The 15,777-nt window shown below is 73.6% G+C and carries 14 protein-coding genes and 1 pseudogene; 8 read left to right on the top strand and 7 right to left on the bottom strand.

Going from position 1 to position 15,777, the window contains the following annotated elements; genetic code table 11:
* Nucleotides 1–127: 127 nt before the first annotated feature.
* Both ADY59_RS14725 and ADY59_RS14720 read right to left on the bottom strand, forming a co-directional pair.
* Nucleotides 128–946 carry an SAM-dependent methyltransferase gene (locus tag ADY59_RS14725; protein WP_049562473.1) on the bottom strand — a complete coding sequence of 273 codons (819 nt, stop codon included), beginning with the start codon at nt 944–946 and terminating at the stop codon, nt 128–130.
* A gap of 38 nt (nt 947–984) precedes the next feature.
* On the bottom strand, nt 985–1,962 hold the full coding sequence (locus tag ADY59_RS14720) for a GlxA family transcriptional regulator (RefSeq protein ID WP_049562471.1): 978 nt from the start codon (nt 1,960–1,962) through the stop codon (nt 985–987).
* Nucleotides 1,963–2,033: 71 nt separating this feature from the next.
* Between ADY59_RS14720 and ADY59_RS14715 the strand changes: the two genes are divergently transcribed.
* A complete protein-coding gene (locus ADY59_RS14715) occupies nt 2,034–3,299 on the top strand; it encodes an MFS transporter (protein WP_049562470.1) in 1,266 nt (421 codons plus the stop codon).
* Nucleotides 3,296–3,955 carry an aminoacyl-tRNA hydrolase gene (locus ADY59_RS14710; RefSeq protein WP_049562468.1) on the top strand — a complete coding sequence of 220 codons (660 nt, stop codon included), beginning with the start codon at nt 3,296–3,298 and terminating at the stop codon, nt 3,953–3,955. Before ADY59_RS14715 ends, ADY59_RS14710 begins: the two co-directional genes overlap by 4 nt.
* On the opposite strand, the gene ADY59_RS14705 is transcribed toward ADY59_RS14710, so the two are convergent.
* Complete coding sequence (locus ADY59_RS14705; protein ID WP_197093641.1) at nt 3,945–4,913, bottom strand: DUF3616 domain-containing protein; 969 nt, start codon at nt 4,911–4,913, stop codon at nt 3,945–3,947. The two genes, ADY59_RS14710 and ADY59_RS14705, sit on opposite strands and share 11 nt — an antisense overlap.
* A gap of 101 nt (nt 4,914–5,014) precedes the next feature.
* Here ADY59_RS14705 and ADY59_RS14700 point away from each other — a divergent pair, with 101 nt between their 5' ends.
* From ADY59_RS14700 to ADY59_RS14675, 6 genes are all read left to right on the top strand, one after another.
* Nucleotides 5,015–5,857 carry a hypothetical protein gene (locus ADY59_RS14700; protein WP_049562465.1) on the top strand — a complete coding sequence of 281 codons (843 nt, stop codon included), beginning with the start codon at nt 5,015–5,017 and terminating at the stop codon, nt 5,855–5,857.
* 35 nt (nt 5,858–5,892) lie between these two features.
* Complete coding sequence (gene ftsH, locus ADY59_RS14695; RefSeq protein WP_049562463.1) at nt 5,893–7,800, top strand: ATP-dependent zinc metalloprotease FtsH; 1,908 nt, start codon at nt 5,893–5,895, stop codon at nt 7,798–7,800.
* Between the two features lie 68 nt (nt 7,801–7,868).
* Nucleotides 7,869–8,408: a DUF937 domain-containing protein gene (locus ADY59_RS14690; protein ID WP_049562461.1), complete on the top strand. Its 540-nt coding sequence runs from the start codon at nt 7,869–7,871 to the stop codon at nt 8,406–8,408.
* A gap of 16 nt (nt 8,409–8,424) precedes the next feature.
* Nucleotides 8,425–9,006, top strand: a complete 582-nt coding sequence (locus tag ADY59_RS14685) for a Maf family protein (protein WP_049562459.1) — start codon at nt 8,425–8,427, stop codon at nt 9,004–9,006.
* Nucleotides 9,007–9,016: 10 nt separating this feature from the next.
* Entirely contained in the window at nt 9,017–9,775 is a 759-nt protein-coding gene (locus ADY59_RS14680; protein WP_049562457.1) for an EI24 domain-containing protein, read from the top strand.
* Nucleotides 9,776–10,039: 264 nt separating this feature from the next.
* Complete coding sequence (locus ADY59_RS14675; protein ID WP_049562562.1) at nt 10,040–11,101, top strand: DUF4192 domain-containing protein; 1,062 nt, start codon at nt 10,040–10,042, stop codon at nt 11,099–11,101.
* Here ADY59_RS14675 and ADY59_RS14670 read toward each other — a convergent pair.
* The 4 genes and pseudogenes from ADY59_RS14670 to ADY59_RS51385 all read right to left on the bottom strand — a co-directional run.
* Nucleotides 11,098–11,901 carry an alpha/beta fold hydrolase gene (locus ADY59_RS14670; protein WP_231618717.1) on the bottom strand — a complete coding sequence of 268 codons (804 nt, stop codon included), beginning with the start codon at nt 11,899–11,901 and terminating at the stop codon, nt 11,098–11,100. The genes ADY59_RS14675 and ADY59_RS14670 overlap by 4 nt on opposite strands.
* A 225-nt stretch (nt 11,902–12,126) precedes the next feature.
* The gene (locus ADY59_RS14665) at nt 12,127–12,471 is read right to left on the bottom strand and encodes a hypothetical protein (RefSeq protein ID WP_049562454.1); all 345 of its coding nucleotides are present in this window, start codon (nt 12,469–12,471) and stop codon (nt 12,127–12,129) included.
* Nucleotides 12,472–12,782: 311 nt separating this feature from the next.
* Nucleotides 12,783–13,445 (bottom strand): TetR/AcrR family transcriptional regulator, encoded by a 663-nt coding sequence (locus ADY59_RS47535; RefSeq protein ID WP_053174763.1) that lies wholly within the window; start codon nt 13,443–13,445, stop codon nt 12,783–12,785.
* Between the two features lie 43 nt (nt 13,446–13,488).
* A pseudogene (locus ADY59_RS51385) lies at nt 13,489–15,777 on the bottom strand (hypothetical protein); the annotation flags it as partial.

Below are 15,777 nucleotides of genomic sequence, written 5' to 3'. Positions count from 1 at the left end.
GGCGTCGCCGTCCGCGTGGCTGGATCGGGCGAGATCCGCACCCGCTCCCCGGTGGGCCGCGACGGCGCGCACAGCTCGGTCAGGAAACAGGCGGGCATCGTCCACCCGATGCCCGCGCCCGGCTCGGCTAGGCGCGGGCCACACCCGCCAGGATGCCGGGCCGCGTCAGGTCGGCCTTAGCCGGCGGCGCCTGCGGGTCCCAGTCGGCGACCGGGACGAGGCCCGGCTCCAGCAGCTTGAGGTCGCCGAAGAAGCCGGCGATCTGGTCACGGTCGCGCCGCGCGATGCCGCCCGCGGCCGTCGTGGCGTAGACCTGCTGGCCGGAGCGCGCCACCCCGTCGTCGGCGTCGCCCGCGTAGATGTGCGACAGCACCAGGTGGGAGCCCGGCCCCAGCCGCTCGCGGATCCGCGCGGTGACCCGGGCCGCCTCGGCGTCGTCCGGGACGAAGTGCAGCACCGCCACCATGAGGACGGCGTACGGGCGCGTCAGGTCCAGGTGGCCGGTGACGCGCGGGTCGCCGAAGATCGCGTCGGGGTCCGTCAGGTCGCCCTCCACGGCGATGGCGGCGGGGTCACCGGCCAGCAGCGCCCGCGCGTGCACCTGCACGATGGGGTCGTTGTCCACGTAGACGACACGCGAGTCGGGGGCGTGCCGCCGGGCCACCTGGTGCACGTTGTCCTGCGTGGGCAGGCCCGCGCCGATGTCGACGAACTGGCGGACGCCGGCCTCGGTCAGCACGCGGACGGCCCGGCCCAGGAAGGCGCGGTTGGCGCGGGCGATCTCGCGGGCGTCGTTGCCCATCTGGCGGCCGATCTCGATCATCTGCTCGGCGGCCTCGCGGTCCGCGGCGAAGTTGTCCTTGCCGCCGAGGTAGTAGTCGTACATGCGCGCGACGCTCGGCACCCGCACGTCGATCCCGGCGGGCGCCTGCTCGGAGCCGCTCACGCGACCACCCCTCTCGTAGTGGATCTTTCCGGGCGATTCTAGGCACGCCGGAACGTGTGCCGATAGGCCAGCGGCGAAACCCCGACGGCGGCGTGCAGATGCTGGCGCAGCGAGACGGCCGAACCGAAGCCGGCCCGCCGCGCCACCTCCTCCACCCCCAGGTCGGTCGTCTCCAGCAGGCGGCGGGCGTGCTCGACTCGCTGCCTGATCAGCCAGCGGGCCGGGCTCATCGCGGTCTCCTCACGAAAGCGCCTGGTGAACGTGCGCACGCTCATCCCGGCGTGCCCGGCCAGCGCCTCCAGGTCGAGCGGCGCGTCCAGCCGGGACAGCATCCAGTCGCGGGTGGCGGCGGTGCCGGTGCCGCCGCCGGTGCCGCCGCCGGCGGGCGGCAGCGGACGCTCGATGTACTGGGCCTGGCCGCCCTCCCGCCACGACGGCATGACGCACCGCCTGGCCGCGCGGTTGGCCACCTCGCTGCCGTGGTCGCGCCTGATCACGTGCAGGCACAGGTCGAGCCCGGCCGCCACCCCCGCCGAGGTGAGCACATCGCCGTCGTCGATGAACAGCACGTCTGGGTCGAGTTTGACCTGCGGGAAGAAGGCCGCGAACCGGGCGGCGTCACGCCAGTGCGTGGTGGCCCGCCGGCCGTCGAGCAGCCCCGCCGCCGCCAGCACGTACGCGCCCGTGCAGATCGACATCACCCGGGGCCGCCCGCGCAGCGCCTCGCGCAGCTCGCCCGGGATCGTGCCGTCACGCAGCACCTGGCCCCCGTGCACGCCCGTGACCAGGACCGTGTCGGCGCTGTCGAGCACGTCGAGGCCGTGGTCGGGCAGCACGCTGTAGCCGGCCGAGCAGCGCACCGGCGCGCGGCCGGGCGAGCAGGTCACCACCTCGTACAGCTTCTCCCCGGCCGGCGACTCCGCGGTCCAGAACACCTGGCCGGGAACGCCCAGATCGAGCGGGGCGAACTCGTCGAGCACGACGACCACGATCCGATGCGCCATCTGTTGCGGCATGGCCGGATTCTTTCACATCATGGCCAACCGGCCACTCGCGGTCATTCGTCCTGATGAATCAGGATTGGCGCATGACCTTGAGCACCACCCCCACCAGGCCGGCCCGGCTGCACAGGGCCTGGTTCGTCGCGGCCGTCGCGTTCGTCGCCATCCTGGGCGCGGCCGGCTTCCGCGCCACCCCCGGCGTGCTGATCACGCCGCTGCAGGAGGAGTTCGGCTGGGGCAAGAGCGTGATCTCGCTGGCCGTCTCGGTCAACCTGGTGCTCTACGGCCTGACCGCGCCGTTCGCCGCCGCGCTGATGGACCGCTTCGGCATGCGCCGGGTCGTCTCGCTGGCGCTGCTCCTCGTCGCCGTGGGCAGCGGGCTGACGGTCCTGATGACGGCCGGCTGGCACCTGTTGCTGCTGTGGGGCGTGCTCGTCGGGCTCGGCACCGGGTCCATGGCGCTCGTGTTCGCGGCCACGGTGACCGACCGGTGGTTCGTCCGGCACCGCGGGCTCGTCACCGGGGTGCTGACCGCCGCCGGCGCCACCGGGCAGCTCATCTTCCTGCCGGTGCTCGCCCAGCTGGCGCAGGGGCCGGGCTGGCGGGTGGCCTCGCTGGCCGTCGCCGGGTCGGCCCTGGCCGTGGTGCCGTTCGTCTGGTGGCTGCTCCGCGACCGGCCCGAGGACGTGGGCACCACCGCGCTCGGCGCCGACCCGGACGCGCCCCGTACCGAGGCTCCCGCCGTGAACGCCGCCGTGCGGGCGCTCACCGCGCTGCGGTCGGCGGCCCGCACGCGGCCGTTCTGGTATCTCGCCGGCGGGTTCGCGATCTGCGGCGCCAGCACGAACGGGCTGGTCAGCACCCACTTCATCCCGGCCGCGCACGACCACGGGATGCCCGAGCCGATGGCGGCCGGACTGCTGGCCGTGATCGGCATCTTCGACATCGCCGGCACCGTCGCCTCCGGCTGGCTCAGCGACAAGGTGGACCCCCGGGTTCTCCTCGCCGTCTACTACGGGCTGCGCGGGCTGTCGCTGATGGTGCTGCCGAGCCTGTTCGCGGCCACGGCCGAGCCGAGCATGCTGATCTTCATCGTGTTCTACGGACTGGACTGGGTGGCGACCGTGCCCCCCACGGTCGCGCTGTGCCGCAGCGTCTACGGCGCGGACGGGGCCGTCGTGTTCGGCTGGGTGTTCGGCGCGCACCAGGTCGGCGCCGCCATCGCCGCCGTGGGCGCCGGGCTCGCCCGCGACCAGCTCGGCGAGTACGACGTGGCCTGGTACGTGTCGGGCGCCCTCTGCCTGCTGGCCACCGGCATGTCACTGGCCATCAGGCATAGTAAGAGGCGATGAACGACGCAGAGCTGATGGTCCTCCCCCTGGTGGTGCGGATCGAACGGGCCACGCCCCCCGAGCGCACCGACGCCCTGGAGGCGGCCGCCTCCGCCGTGCTGAGCCTGCTCGACGACCCCGGTGAGTGGGCCGCCGAGCTGCACGCGTGGCAGTCCACCGGCAAGATCCGCAAGGTGGTGCGGCGGGCCAGGGGCGCCGAGTGGCGCAGGGCGCTCGCGCTGCCCGGCCGCACCGTCGAGCACCGCAGCGCCGAGGTGCGCGTCCACCCGCCGGTGCCGCTGGACGACTGGCCCCGCGACCTGGCCCGGCTGCAGGTGTCCGGCACCGAGCTCACCGACACGCGTGAGCCGGGGCCGGCCGGGCCGCCGGTCCTCTGGGAGAACTCCCGCCTGGCCATGTCCGCGGGCAAGGCCATGGCGCAGGCCGGGCACGCCGCCCAGCTCGCCTGGTGGGCCAGCGACGCCGCCGGGCGCGACGCCTGGCGGGCGAGCGGCCTGACCGTGTCCGTGCGCGCCGCCGGGAGGGAGTCCTTCGACGCCATGGCCGCCGCCGGGCTGCCGGTGGTCCGCGATGCCGGGTTCACCGAGATCGAGCCGGGTTCGTGCACGTTCGTCGCCGACGCGCCCTGGCTGCACGGACGCGTCGCTAGATCGTGAACACGTCCGCCAGCACCCCGCCCGCCGGCGTGATCCGCGCCGGCGACGGGCTGTCGTAGACCACCATCAGCCGCCCGTCGTCCAGCAGCGCCAGCCCTTCCGGATGGTCGCACCCGACGCCGTGGGGCAGCTCCAGCACCGTCTCCAGCTCGTCGGCCGGCACCAGGCGCTCCCGTCTGGCGCCGAGCCGCCAGCGCACCACCCGCACCGGCCCGTCGAGGTCCATGGTCGGCCCGGCCAGCAGCAGCAGCGCGCCCCGGTCCGGGCACATGTCCCGCACCCCGAGCCCGCCCAGGTCCAGGAAGTGCTTGCGGTACGGCTCGGCCAGGCTCAACCGGCCCCGGCCCGCCTCCTGCGGCCGCAGCTCCAGCACCACCGCCCAGCCGCGCAGCACCGGCCCGCGCAGCCCCAGGTAGACGCGGCCGGTGGTGACCGCGATGCCCTCCACGTCGAAGCCGTTGTCCTTGCCCGGCAGCCCCAGGAACGGCCCCAGGTGCGGGTCGTCGCGCAGATGGCCGGTGAGCTCGCGCGGACCGGCCATGATCGCGCCGGGCAGCGGCGTGCCGGTCCGCGGGTCCAGCGGCAGCCGGACCAGGATGAACCGGTTCTCCTCCCTGACCACCGTGGCCAGCCGTTCGGCGGCCCGGTCGGGGTCCTTCGACTTGACCTTCTTGCGCTTGAGCCCGTGCGAGCCGGTCAGCCACAGGAAGCCGTCCGCCCTGGCCAGGCCCTCGATGTCGGCCTCGTCCTCCGGGCCCGCCGGCAGGTCCACATAGTCGGTCAGCCGGTAGCCGCGCTGGTCGCCGTAGTGGTCGCCGGTCCATGTCAGGTGCTCGAAGGTGGCGGTCTCGTCGCCGGCCACCCACAGTCCGTACGGGCTCTGCCGGATCGCCGACAGGTTGGTGTGCGTCTGAGCCGCCCGGGACGCGTGGTCGAAGCGGAGCTCTACCTGTTCCACGCTGTCATGATGACACTTCCATAGCTTCCACCACCTAATGGCCTGTTATGCCGTACGCTCCGGTCGTGCTCGATGGGGAAGACGGGACAGAGGGTGCCCGAGTGAAGACCAAGATCCGGCCTGGCAGCCCTCCGCCCAAGCGCTCCCGCATCGGGGACCTGCGCATGGGGGTGATCTACCGCTGGCTCGCCGCGGCCGCGGCCGTGGTGGTGGTCGCCGTCGTCGCGGTGGTGCTGGTGCTCCCCTCCGGCTCGGACGAGGACGGGCGGCGGCCGATCGCCGCGCCATCGGCCGCCCCCGCCTCGTCCGCTCCGCCCGCCTCCCTCGACCCGGCGCCGACGCCCGTCGCCGTCGACTCCACCCCCATCGCCCGGCCCACCCCCGAGCCGGGCGCCTCGCTGGCTCCCGGCTACACGGCCATGGAGGCCCTGCACGCCGACGCCCGCCTGCCGAGACTCCCCGGCAAGGTCAGGCGGCTGAAGCTGCCCGCCCCGGCCAAGCGCGTCATCAGGGACAAGCGCACCGGCCTCGCCCTGCCGGACCTGGGCCGCCCGTGGAAGACGTACGGCGCCGCCCCGTTCACCAGCAAGCAGGTGCTGCCCAAGCAGCGCGGCGACAGCCGGCGCGGCATGCTGGTGAGCTGCCCGGTGCCGATCGAGCCGCAGAAGTCGGCCCGCGACACGGCGCTGCTGGCCGCCCGCTGGACCCTCAACCACCACCCCGAGGGCGCGAAGATCCGCTGGCTGGCCTCCCAGCCGGTCAAGCGCGGCTGGATGCTCGTCTATCAGGTCTCCTACGGCAAGCGCAGCTCGCGGGCCGCGGTCGTGGTGGCCGACGGCGGAATGGCCAAGCCGGGTTTGGCGTTTGTGACAGTGCCTGACACGCAGAGAAAGAGGTGGCGCGACATCACGCGCGTGGTCTCCGGGGTGCGTGTCCTAGGCTAGAGATCATCATTGCGGCGATATGGGGGAGTGACGCCGTGGAACGGACTGGATCGCCGCAGGTGCCGAAGAAGGGCAAGGTCAAGCCGCCCTGGCGGGCGGAAGGGCTGCCCGGCACCCCAGGTGGCCGCCCGAAGATCAACTGGTGGCGGTTCGCCATCACCCTGCTGGTCGTCTACGCGGCGTTCTTCTTCGTCTCGTCCTTCTTCGACAGCAGCCAGGTCGAGACGGTCTCCTACACCGAGTTCACCAAGCAGGTGAACGGCAAGAACGTCAAGGAGATCTACGCCACCGGCCTGTCGGTCGAGGGCCATCTCAAGAGTGCCGCCAAGGACCCCGGCAGCGGCAACCAGTCCTACACGGACTTCCGCACCGAGATCCCCACCTTCGCCAACACCGACCAGCTCTCGCAGCAGCTCAGTGCGGCGGGCGTGGAGATCAAGGCGGAGCCGCTCACGTCGGGCCGAGGCTTCTTCCTCAACCTCCTGCTGGCACTGCTGCCTGTCCTGCTGCTGGCCGGGTTGTGGATCTGGATCATGCGCCGCGGCGCCAGCATGATGGGCGGCGGCGGGCTCGGCGGCCTGGGCAAGTCAAAGGCCGCCAAACCGGTTGAAGCGGGGCAGGTGCGGGTCACGTTCGAGGACGTGGCGGGCATCGACGAGGTGGAGAACGAGCTCGTCGAGATCGTCGACTACCTCAAGGACCCCGACAAGTACCGCAGGCTCGGCGCCAAGCTGCCCAAGGGCGTGCTGCTCGCCGGCCCTCCCGGCACCGGCAAGACGCTGCTCGCCAGGGCCGTGGCCGGCGAGGCCAAGGTGCCGTACTTCTCGGCCAGCGCGTCGGAGTTCATCGAGATGATCGTCGGCGTCGGCGCCTCCCGCGTGCGCGACCTGTTCGAGGAGGCGCGCAAGGTGGCGCCGTCCATCGTCTTCATCGACGAGATCGACGCCATCGGCCGGGCGCGCGGCGGCGCGGGCGGCATCGGCGGCCACGACGAGCGCGAGCAGACGCTCAACCAGATCCTCACCGAGATGGACGGCTTCTCCGGGGCCGAAGGCGTCATCGTCATCGGCGCCACCAACCGCCCCGAGGTCCTCGACCCGGCCCTGCTCCGCCCCGGCCGCTTCGACCGCACCGTCCAGGTCGGCCTGCCCGACCAGGCCGGCCGCACCGCGATCCTGGGCGTGCACTCCAGGGGAGTGCCCCTCGACGGCGAGGTGAGCCTGGACCGGCTCGCCAAGACCACGCCCGGCATGACCGGCGCCGACCTGGCCAACCTCGTCAACGAGGCGGCGCTGCTGGCCGCCAAGCGCGGCAAGGAGAAGGTCGGCATGGCCGACTTCGCCGACGCGCTGGAGAAGCTGCAGCTCGGCGCCGCCCGCAGCATCGTGATGCCCGAGGACGAGCGCACCCGCACCGCCTACCACGAGGCCGGGCACGCCCTGCTCGGCATGCTGCAGCCCGGCGCCGACCCGGTCAGGAAGATCTCCATCATCCCGCGCGGCCGGGCGCTCGGCGTCACGCTGTCCACCCCCGACACCGACCGCTACGCCTACGACGAGCAGTATCTGCGCGGCCGCATCACCGGCGCGCTCGGCGGCATGGCGGCCGAGGACGTGGTGTTCGGCGTCATCACCACCGGCGCCGAGAACGACCTGGAACAGGTCACCATGATCGCCCGCGGCATGGTCGGGCGCTGGGGCATGTCGGCCAGGGTCGGCCCGCTCACCATCCTGCCGAACGACGGTCAGCCGCAGGCCTCGCCCGCCACGCTCGCCATCGTCGACGAGGAGGCCCGGCGGATCGTCGACGAATGCTACGAGAACGCGGTGCGCATCCTGCGCGACAACCGCGACAAGCTCGAAGGCATCGTGGCCGCCCTCCTGAAGCACGAGACCCTCGACGAGGCCACCGCCTACGGCGCCGCCGGTTTGGCCAAAAGTTAGCGAGGGCCCGACGTAGGCTCGGCCCGCACCGGGGAACGACCTCCGGAACGACGATCGGGAGGACTGGCGTGACACTGACGGACCAGCTCGTCGCCGAGCTCGGCGATCCCGGCCTGGAGCAGCTCGCCGGGATGCTCGGCACCGACCAGGCCACGGTGCGCGAGGTCCTTCAGGCGGCGACCGGCGTCATCGTGGCCGGCATGGCGCGCAGCTCCGAGCACCCCGACGGGGCCGAGGCGCTGCGCACCGCCCTCGACGAGCACGTCGACGCCGACCCCTTCAACGGAGACGTCGCGACGCTGGCCCGCGACGGGCAGAACATCCTCGCCCACGTCCTCGGCGGCCAGGGCGTCGACCAGGCCGCCGACGCGCTCGCCGACCTGTCCGGCCTCGACTCCGCCGCGCTGGTCAAGGTGCTGCTCCTGCTCGCCCCCATGATCATGTCGCTGCTCGCCGACCGGGCCGAACGGGCCGACATGACCACCCAGGAGATGACCGGGGAGTTGCACCGCGAGCGTGCCGCCGCCCCCGGCGCCCTCGAACCCCTGCTCGCCGAGCTCCTCGGCGAGCCGTCCGCGCGTACGCGGTCACCGCACCCCGAATGGTGACCGGTAGGCTGATCCGGTGATCGTTCTGGCCTCAGCTTCCGCCGCCCGCCTGGCCCTGCTGCGCAGCGCCGGTCTCGACCCCAAGGTGATCGTGAGCGGGGTCGACGAAGAGGCGTTCACCGCCCACTCGCCCGCCGCGCTCAGCCTCGTGCTGGCCAAGGCCAAGGCCACCACGGTCGCCGCCGGGCTGGACGAAGGGCTGGTCATCGGCTGCGACTCCATCCTGGAGCTCGACGGACGCGCCTACGGCAAGCCCGCCTCGGCCCAGGAGGTCGTCGAGCGCTGGCGGCTCATGCGCGGGCGCACCGGCAGGCTCGTCACCGGCCACTGCGTCATCGACGTGCCGACCGGCCGACAGGCCGCCGAGGTGGCCACCACCGTCGTCCACTTCGGCCAGCCCACCGAGCAGGAGATCGCCGCCTACGCCGAGACCGGCGAGCCGCTCAACCTCGCCGGGGCGTTCAGCATCGAAGGCCGCGGCGGCTGGTTCGTCGACGGCATCGAGGGCGACCACGGCAACGTGCTCGGCCTGTCGCTGCCGCTGCTCCGCTCCCTGCTCGACGAGCTCGGCTACGCGGTAACGCCGCTCTGGCGCTAGCGTTTGCGACATGCGATCATTGCGCGACTTCGCCACCGGCGTCGGCTTCTTCCTGCAAGGTGTGGGCTGGGCCGCCAGAAACGGGCGGTGGTGGTTGTTCGGGCTCATCCCGGCGATCATCGCGTTCGCCGTCTACGTGGCGGCGCTGTTCCTCCTCGGCACGAACGCCACCACGCTGGCCGAGTTCCTGACGCCGTTCGCCGACTCCTGGTCGTGGCGCGAGGCGTTCCGCACGGCTGTCGCCGTCGCGCTCTTCCTCGGCGGGCTCGCCCTGGCCGTGCTCACCTTCGCCGCGCTCACGCTCGCCATCGGGGAGCCGTTCTACGAGAAGCTGTCGGCCGCCGCCGACCCGCTGCCCGACGCCGAGGAGCAGCCGTGGTGGCGCACGCTGCCGCGCTCCATCCGCGACAGCCTCGTCACGCTGGGGTACGTGCTGCTGTTCACGATCCCGCTGTTCTTCCTGGGGTTCGTGCCGGTGATCGGGCAGACGGTGGTGCCGGTGCTGGGGGCGGCCGTGTCCGGGTTCTTCCTCACGGTCGAGCTGACCACGCTGGCGCTGGAGCGGCGGGGGCTCGTCAGGAAGCAGCGGTTCGCGCTGCTGCGGGGGAACAAGGCGGCGTCGCTCGGGTTCGGGGTGGTGGTGTTCGTGCTGTTCCTGGTGCCGTTCGTGGCGGTACTCGCGATGCCGGCGGCGGTCGCGGGCGCGGCCCTGCTCGTCCGGCACCGTCTCTCGCCCGGCCCCCCGGCCCCGGCGGCCGAGCGCCCTTGATCACGATGGGAACCTGCGGCTAGACCCGGCCTCGCTGGCCTCGCTGGCCTCGCTGGTGGCCTGGCGGCTCGGTTCCGCTGCCCGTGCCCGCTTCCCACCGGCCGCCCACTCACCGGCCGCCGGCCGGTGCTTGCGGCGCGGGCGCCGGGGCACTGGCGTGTGCTGCCGGTGCTTGTCCACAGCCGCCTCCCCGCCTCGCCGCCCGTCCACAGAACCTGTTGCACCCCGCCCCGCGGGCCCTCGTCCCCGGCATCCTCCATGCCCATGACGACGAACACCTCCGAGCCCTGCCTCACCCTGACCAGCCCCGCCGACATCCTGGCCGCCGTGCCCTACCTGGTGGGGTTCCACCCGGCCGACAGCCTCATCGTGATAGGTCTCGCCGACGGCCAGGCCAAGGTCGCGGCCCGCTGGGGCCTGCCCTTCCCGCCCGGCACCCTGGAGCCGCTGGTGCCCCTGGTCGCCCGCGAGGAGCTGGCCCAGATCGTCGTCATCGGCTACGGCCCGGGCGAGCGGGTCACCCCGGCCGTCGACGAGGCCAGAGCCGTGGCGGCCAGAGCGGGCGTGGAGGTGGCCGAGGCCATGCGGGCGGAGGACGGCCGCTACTGGTCCTACGTCTGCGACAGCCCCCGCTGCTGCCCGCCCGAAGGCACCCCGTACGACCCGATGTCGAGCCGGGTGGCCGCCGAGGCGACCGTGCGCGGCATGGTCGCCCTCCCCGACCGCCAAGCGCTCGAACGCACCCTCGCCCCCGTCACCGGTTCCGTCCGGACGGCGATGCGCAGGGCGACCTCCGAAGCCGTCGCCGACCTGACAGCCGCACTGGCCGCCGCCCCCGACCCCGACGTCTTCGCCCGGCGCTTCGTGACCGACGGCCTGGCCAGACTTCACGCGGCCCTCGACGCGGGCAGCCGGCTCAGCGACGCCGACGCCTCCCGGCTCGGCCTCGACCTGACCGTCATCAGGGTGCGCGACGAAGCCTGGACGCTCATGGACGACTCCCACGCCGCCCTCTGGGAGGACCTCACCCGCCGCCTCGAACCTCCCTACGTCCCGCCGGTGGCCACGCTGCTGGCCATGGCCGCCTGGCGAGCCGGCGACAGCATCACCGCCACCATCGCCCTCGAACGCGCCCTGACCGCCGACCCGCACTACTCGATGGCCAACCTGCTCATGCACGCGTTGCAGAACCTGCTCTCACCCGGCATGGTCAGCGCCCGCCTCCCGACACCGGCCGAGCTCGACACCGCGATGGGCGAGGCCCACATAGGCTGGCTCGTCCCCCTGCTCGGCTGCCTCGGCGAAAGCGACCCGGCATGCGCCTAGCCGCCCAGAAACTCCGCCACGTCGCCGGCGAACCGCTTGTGGGAGAACGTGCCAAGGTGGCTCGTGCCCGGGTAAAGGACCAGGCGCGCGTCCTGCAGCAGCTCGGCCGTCTGCCCGAACAGCTCCACCGGGTAGGCCAGATCCCGCTCACCGCCGACGACCAGCGTGGGCGCGCTGATGCCGGCGAGCCGGTCGCGGACGTCGAAGGAGTCCTCGGCCTGGGCGAAGTGGAGCATGTCCAGAGGATCGGCCGGGCGCATCAGGGGATCGGCGACCCACATCATGGGCCGGATCAGCGCCCGGGTGAGCGCGGTCCTGCCGACCACGGGCGCCTGATGGTGGGCGCCCCGGCGGCCGGCCGCCACCGCCTCGGTATATCGCCGCTGGACCTCGCGGGTGCGCGGAGTCAGCGTGTACGCGGCTCCGGCCACCACCAGCCGCCGGACGACTTCCGGGTGGTCGGCGGCCAGTTGCAGCGCCACCGACCCGCCGGACGACATGCCCAGCACATCCACCGGCTCGCCGAACCGCTCGGCCAGGGCCTCGGCGTGCTGGGCGGCGATCCCCGCCATGGTCGTGCCCGCCGCCATCCCGGGTGCGCGGTTGACCGCGTACACCGCGAAGTGGCGCCCGAGCGGGCTCATCACCCTGAGCTCGGCCCTGCGCGCCCATCCCGTGGGGTTGGCGTGCTCCGGCGCGAACCAGCGCAGCGCCACCAGCGGTCTGCCCGCGCCCACCGTGTAGTACGGCAGTCCGTGCTTGAGCACCCCCTCGGCCATCCGCCACCTCCCAGAGATCACCGCCTCCACGGTGGCCAAGCCCAACGGCTTCACCGTCCGAGATCGGTCATCGGGTCACTACTCGGATACTGCTCACTGGCACGCCTGGGTCTGTCTCGCGAGGCCCGGTACGGGGACCCGCCGCGCACGGCTTGCCGCAGGGGCTTCGCCTCGCGCAGCCGCTGCCGTTCCTCGGTCGGGCCGGTGCCTGTCGGCGTGCGTTCGGGAACGGGGTGCGGCCGCGGGTCAAAGGCCGCCCTCCTCGCGCCGCCGTCGCTCGTTGTAGGCCCGCATCCGGGGCGGATACCCGGTCAGCTGCACGTCGTAGACTGGGAGAGCGAGATCGCGCGCCACCTTGTGGATCACAGACGGCGAGCCGACCCGGCGCCGCGTCCACTCCCCGTCGTCGGCGACGGCCACGGCGGTGGTGTCGGTCGCGAACGTCTCGGGCTCGACGTAGAACTCCACGCCACGCCGCGACCGGGCGAAGGCGATCAGCGCTTCGATGTCGGCGTCCGTCGCCTCACGATCGAACTTAGCGATCTTCGGGCCGCGCTGCCGCCGAAGGCCGTAGCGGTCTCGCCATCTCATGCATCCTTTTTATACCGTCAAGCGCTACTAGTGCGCAGGGCAAGCATCGGTTCACTCGTCGGAAAAGGCGGGCTTTCGCCCCGTTCGCCCAGCTCACGATGCAAATCGAGGCCGCGATCTTCCTTGTCGACCTTCGCCCGATCGGGCCCGTCCTTAATACCGTCCGTGCGACGGGGTTGAGCTCGCCGCCGCCCGCCGACCGGTCTGCGGGCGAGACGGTTGTGGCAGCCCGTCATTTGGGGGTGGAGTGGCAGATGCGGTGGCTCGGTGGGCCATTTCTGATTGGCGTCCGGCGAAGCTGGGGACGGTTTTCAGCCCGCCATGAAATGGGCTCCCGATGGGCAGACGAGCCGGTTGCGAAACGCCACCCCGCAGCAGGCGGCAATCCCGGCCCGAGACAACCCGGGGCGGCGCTCGGAACAGGCCGGGCGGGGGGGCGGGGGCGGGAGCACCGCGGCGGGGAAAAACAGACCCCGAAAGACCCCCCCCCCGACGACCGCGAGCCGCTCGGGCCCCGCCGGTCCGGCCCGGAGCGCGCCCTGCCGGTCCAGCTTGCCGAAATAGTCCTCGAAGGCGTCGGTGAGCAGCGGCGCCGCCGGGATGTCCGGTTTCTGCGCGCGAAGCTTGCCCAGCACCTCGCGGTCGCCGGTGAGCAGCGCCTTCATCAGCGGACGCCGCAGCAGCGCGGCGGCCAGCTCGCGGACCAGCTCCCGAAGCGTGGCGGGGGCCGCCGCGCGCACCTCCTGCGCCATCAGCACCCGCTCACGGCGCAGCAGCGCGGCGAAGAGCGCGTCGCGGGTGCGCCAGTGCAAGTAGATCGTGCCCTTGGCGACGCCGGCGTGCCCGGCCACGTCGTCGATCGTGGTCTTGTCGTAGCCCCAGCGAAGGATCAGCTCGGCGGCGGCGTCGAGGATCCGGTGCGCCCGTTCGAGCTGGCGCGCCGGATCCAGGGGTGGTCGTCCTGCCTTGGCCATCGTCTCACCTCAAATGTTTGACTAGGTGAGACTATGGCGTCATTTAATCAACCGCAAGTTTGCCCAGGAGGATCTCCGCCTCCCCCGCGAACGTCGCGTCGCCCGTCTCCGCGGCCCGGCCGAGCAGAGCGCGGGCGGCGGCCAGGTCGCCGTGCCGGTAGCGGATCTCGCCCGCCCGGCAGGCCGCCTCGGCGACCAGCTCGGGCCGGTCGGTCAGGCCGAGCGTCAGCTCGTAGTAGCGCAGCGCGCCGTCGAGGTCGCCCAGCCAGTAGCACAGCTCGCCCAGGTGCGCCGCGGCCATGCCGGACTCCGGGTCGCCCGCGTCGATGACCCGCTGGTACCAGCCGAGCGCCTCGGGGAAGTCGCGCACCCGCTTGGCCAGCGCGCCCAGGTACATCGCGCCGAGCGCGCCGGCGTGCCCCTCCCCGGCCTCCACGGCCCTGACGTACCACGCCCGGGCGCGCTCGGGGTCGTCGTCGTGGTGGGTGTGCCCGATCGCCACCATCGCCCGGACGGCCAGCTCCGCGTCGTCCCCGGCGACCACGCGCTCGTACACCTGCCGGCCCTCGGCCACCTGCCCGTCGCCGACCAGGGCCTGCGCCAGCGTGGCGAGCGCGGCCGGCGCGCCCGTCGCCGCCGCCGCCCGCAGCGTGCGCAGCGACGCCTCGGTGTCGCCCTGCCGCTCCTGCAGCATGCCGAGCAGGCTGCCGAACACCCCGCGCGCCGGGCTGTCGGCGTCACCGGCCTGCCGCTCGGCCAGGCTGTAGAAGGCGTCCTCGTCGCCCTGCTCGTCCAGCAGCTCCAGCAGCCTGCCGCCGGCCACGAACCGCACGTCGGCGTCGGCGTCCGCGCCCAGCCGCTCGTACACGGCCCGCGCCTGGGCCGTCTCGCCCAGCTCCGCGAGCCGCCCGGCGACCTCCAGCTCGGTCAGCGACCCGTGCCCGGCCAGCTCGAAGTACGCCCGCACGGCGGCGGGGTCGTCGCACGCGCCGCCGAGCTCCCGCGCCGTCTCGGCGGCGTGCCTGCCCATGCGCGACAGGATCTGCACGGCCAGCTGGTGCTCGGCCCGCTCGGCGGCCTGCCGGGCGAGCACCGCCAGGTTCCCGAGCGCCGTCCGCGCCACGTCGGACCCGGCGTCCTCCGGGGCCGCCTGGGCCGCCGCGGCGAAGGCGTCGGACGCGCCCAGCGGGTCGCCGTCCTCGTGCAGCCAGCAGCCCAGGTTGACGCCCGCCCGTCCGGCGGTCTCCGGGTCGCCGGTCTCGATGGCCAGCCACGCCTGCTCGGCCGCCGCGCCGCCGTCGCCCTGCGCCCGCAGCGCCTGCGCCAGGTCCCCGCGCACGCCCGGCACCACGTCCGGGTCCCCGGCCTCCATCGCCCGCCGGTACAGCTTCACCGCGCCCGCCAGATCACCGGTGGACCGGCAGGCGTCACCCCACACCCAGTACCCCATGGCCACCGTCTGCGGATCCCCCGCTCCGGTGGCCCGTTCCGCCTCCGCCGGGATCGCGTCGTACTCGCCCTGCTCCAGCAGATGCACCAGCAGGTGGCGCAGGCTCTCCAGCTCACCGGCCGCCGCCCCCGCCTCCAGCGCCGCCCGCGCGCCGGCCACGTCGCCGAGCTCCTCCAGCAGCCCGGCGAGCTGTAGGGCCGCGTCCGGCATGGCGGCGCGCACGGCCTCCACGGCGCCGGGCAGGTCCCCGCGCCGCTGCCGGGCGACCCCGACGGCGCGCCACGCCGCCACCGCCGTGGCCGCCTCCCCGGTCGCGGGCAGCAGGCACAGCTCCGCCCGGCAGTGCTGGCCCGCGTCCGACAGCAGCCGTCCGAGCCCGATCCTCGCCTCGGCCGCCTGCGCCGGCTCCGCCAGCTCGACGACCAGCCGGTACAGCTCCTCGGTCACGTCCTCGATCTCGCGCGCCGCCTTCAGCGTCTCGGCGAACGCCCCGGCCGACGGGCGCTCGGTCAGCAGCCGCCGCACGGCGCCGACGTCCTCGCGGTGCAGCGCCAGCATCAGCTCGGCCGCCTCCCGCCCGCCCGCGACCACGCCCAGCGCGGCCAGCGCGCCCTCGTCGTCCCCGACCGCCAGGAGCCCCCAGGGCAGCTCGTCGGCGCTCGCCGTCCCCAGCCGGGCCCGGCCTGCGACGGCCGCCCAGTCGTCCGCGTCCCGCGCGGCGCCCTCGAAGGCCATCCGCGCCCCGTCGAGATCGCCCGCCCTCTCCAGGCTCACCCCGGCCCGCACCAGCGTCGCCCCGGCGGCGCCCGGCTCCAGCTCGGCCGCCCGCCCGAACGCCTCCCGCGCCCCGGCCGTCTCCCCGACCTCGGCCAGCATCTCCCC

Origin of the sequence: Nonomuraea sp. SBT364, assembly GCF_001083785.1 — a bacterium.
Classification (GTDB): domain Bacteria; phylum Actinomycetota; class Actinomycetes; order Streptosporangiales; family Streptosporangiaceae; genus Nonomuraea.
This window is presented reverse-complemented; position numbering and strand designations above follow the sequence as displayed.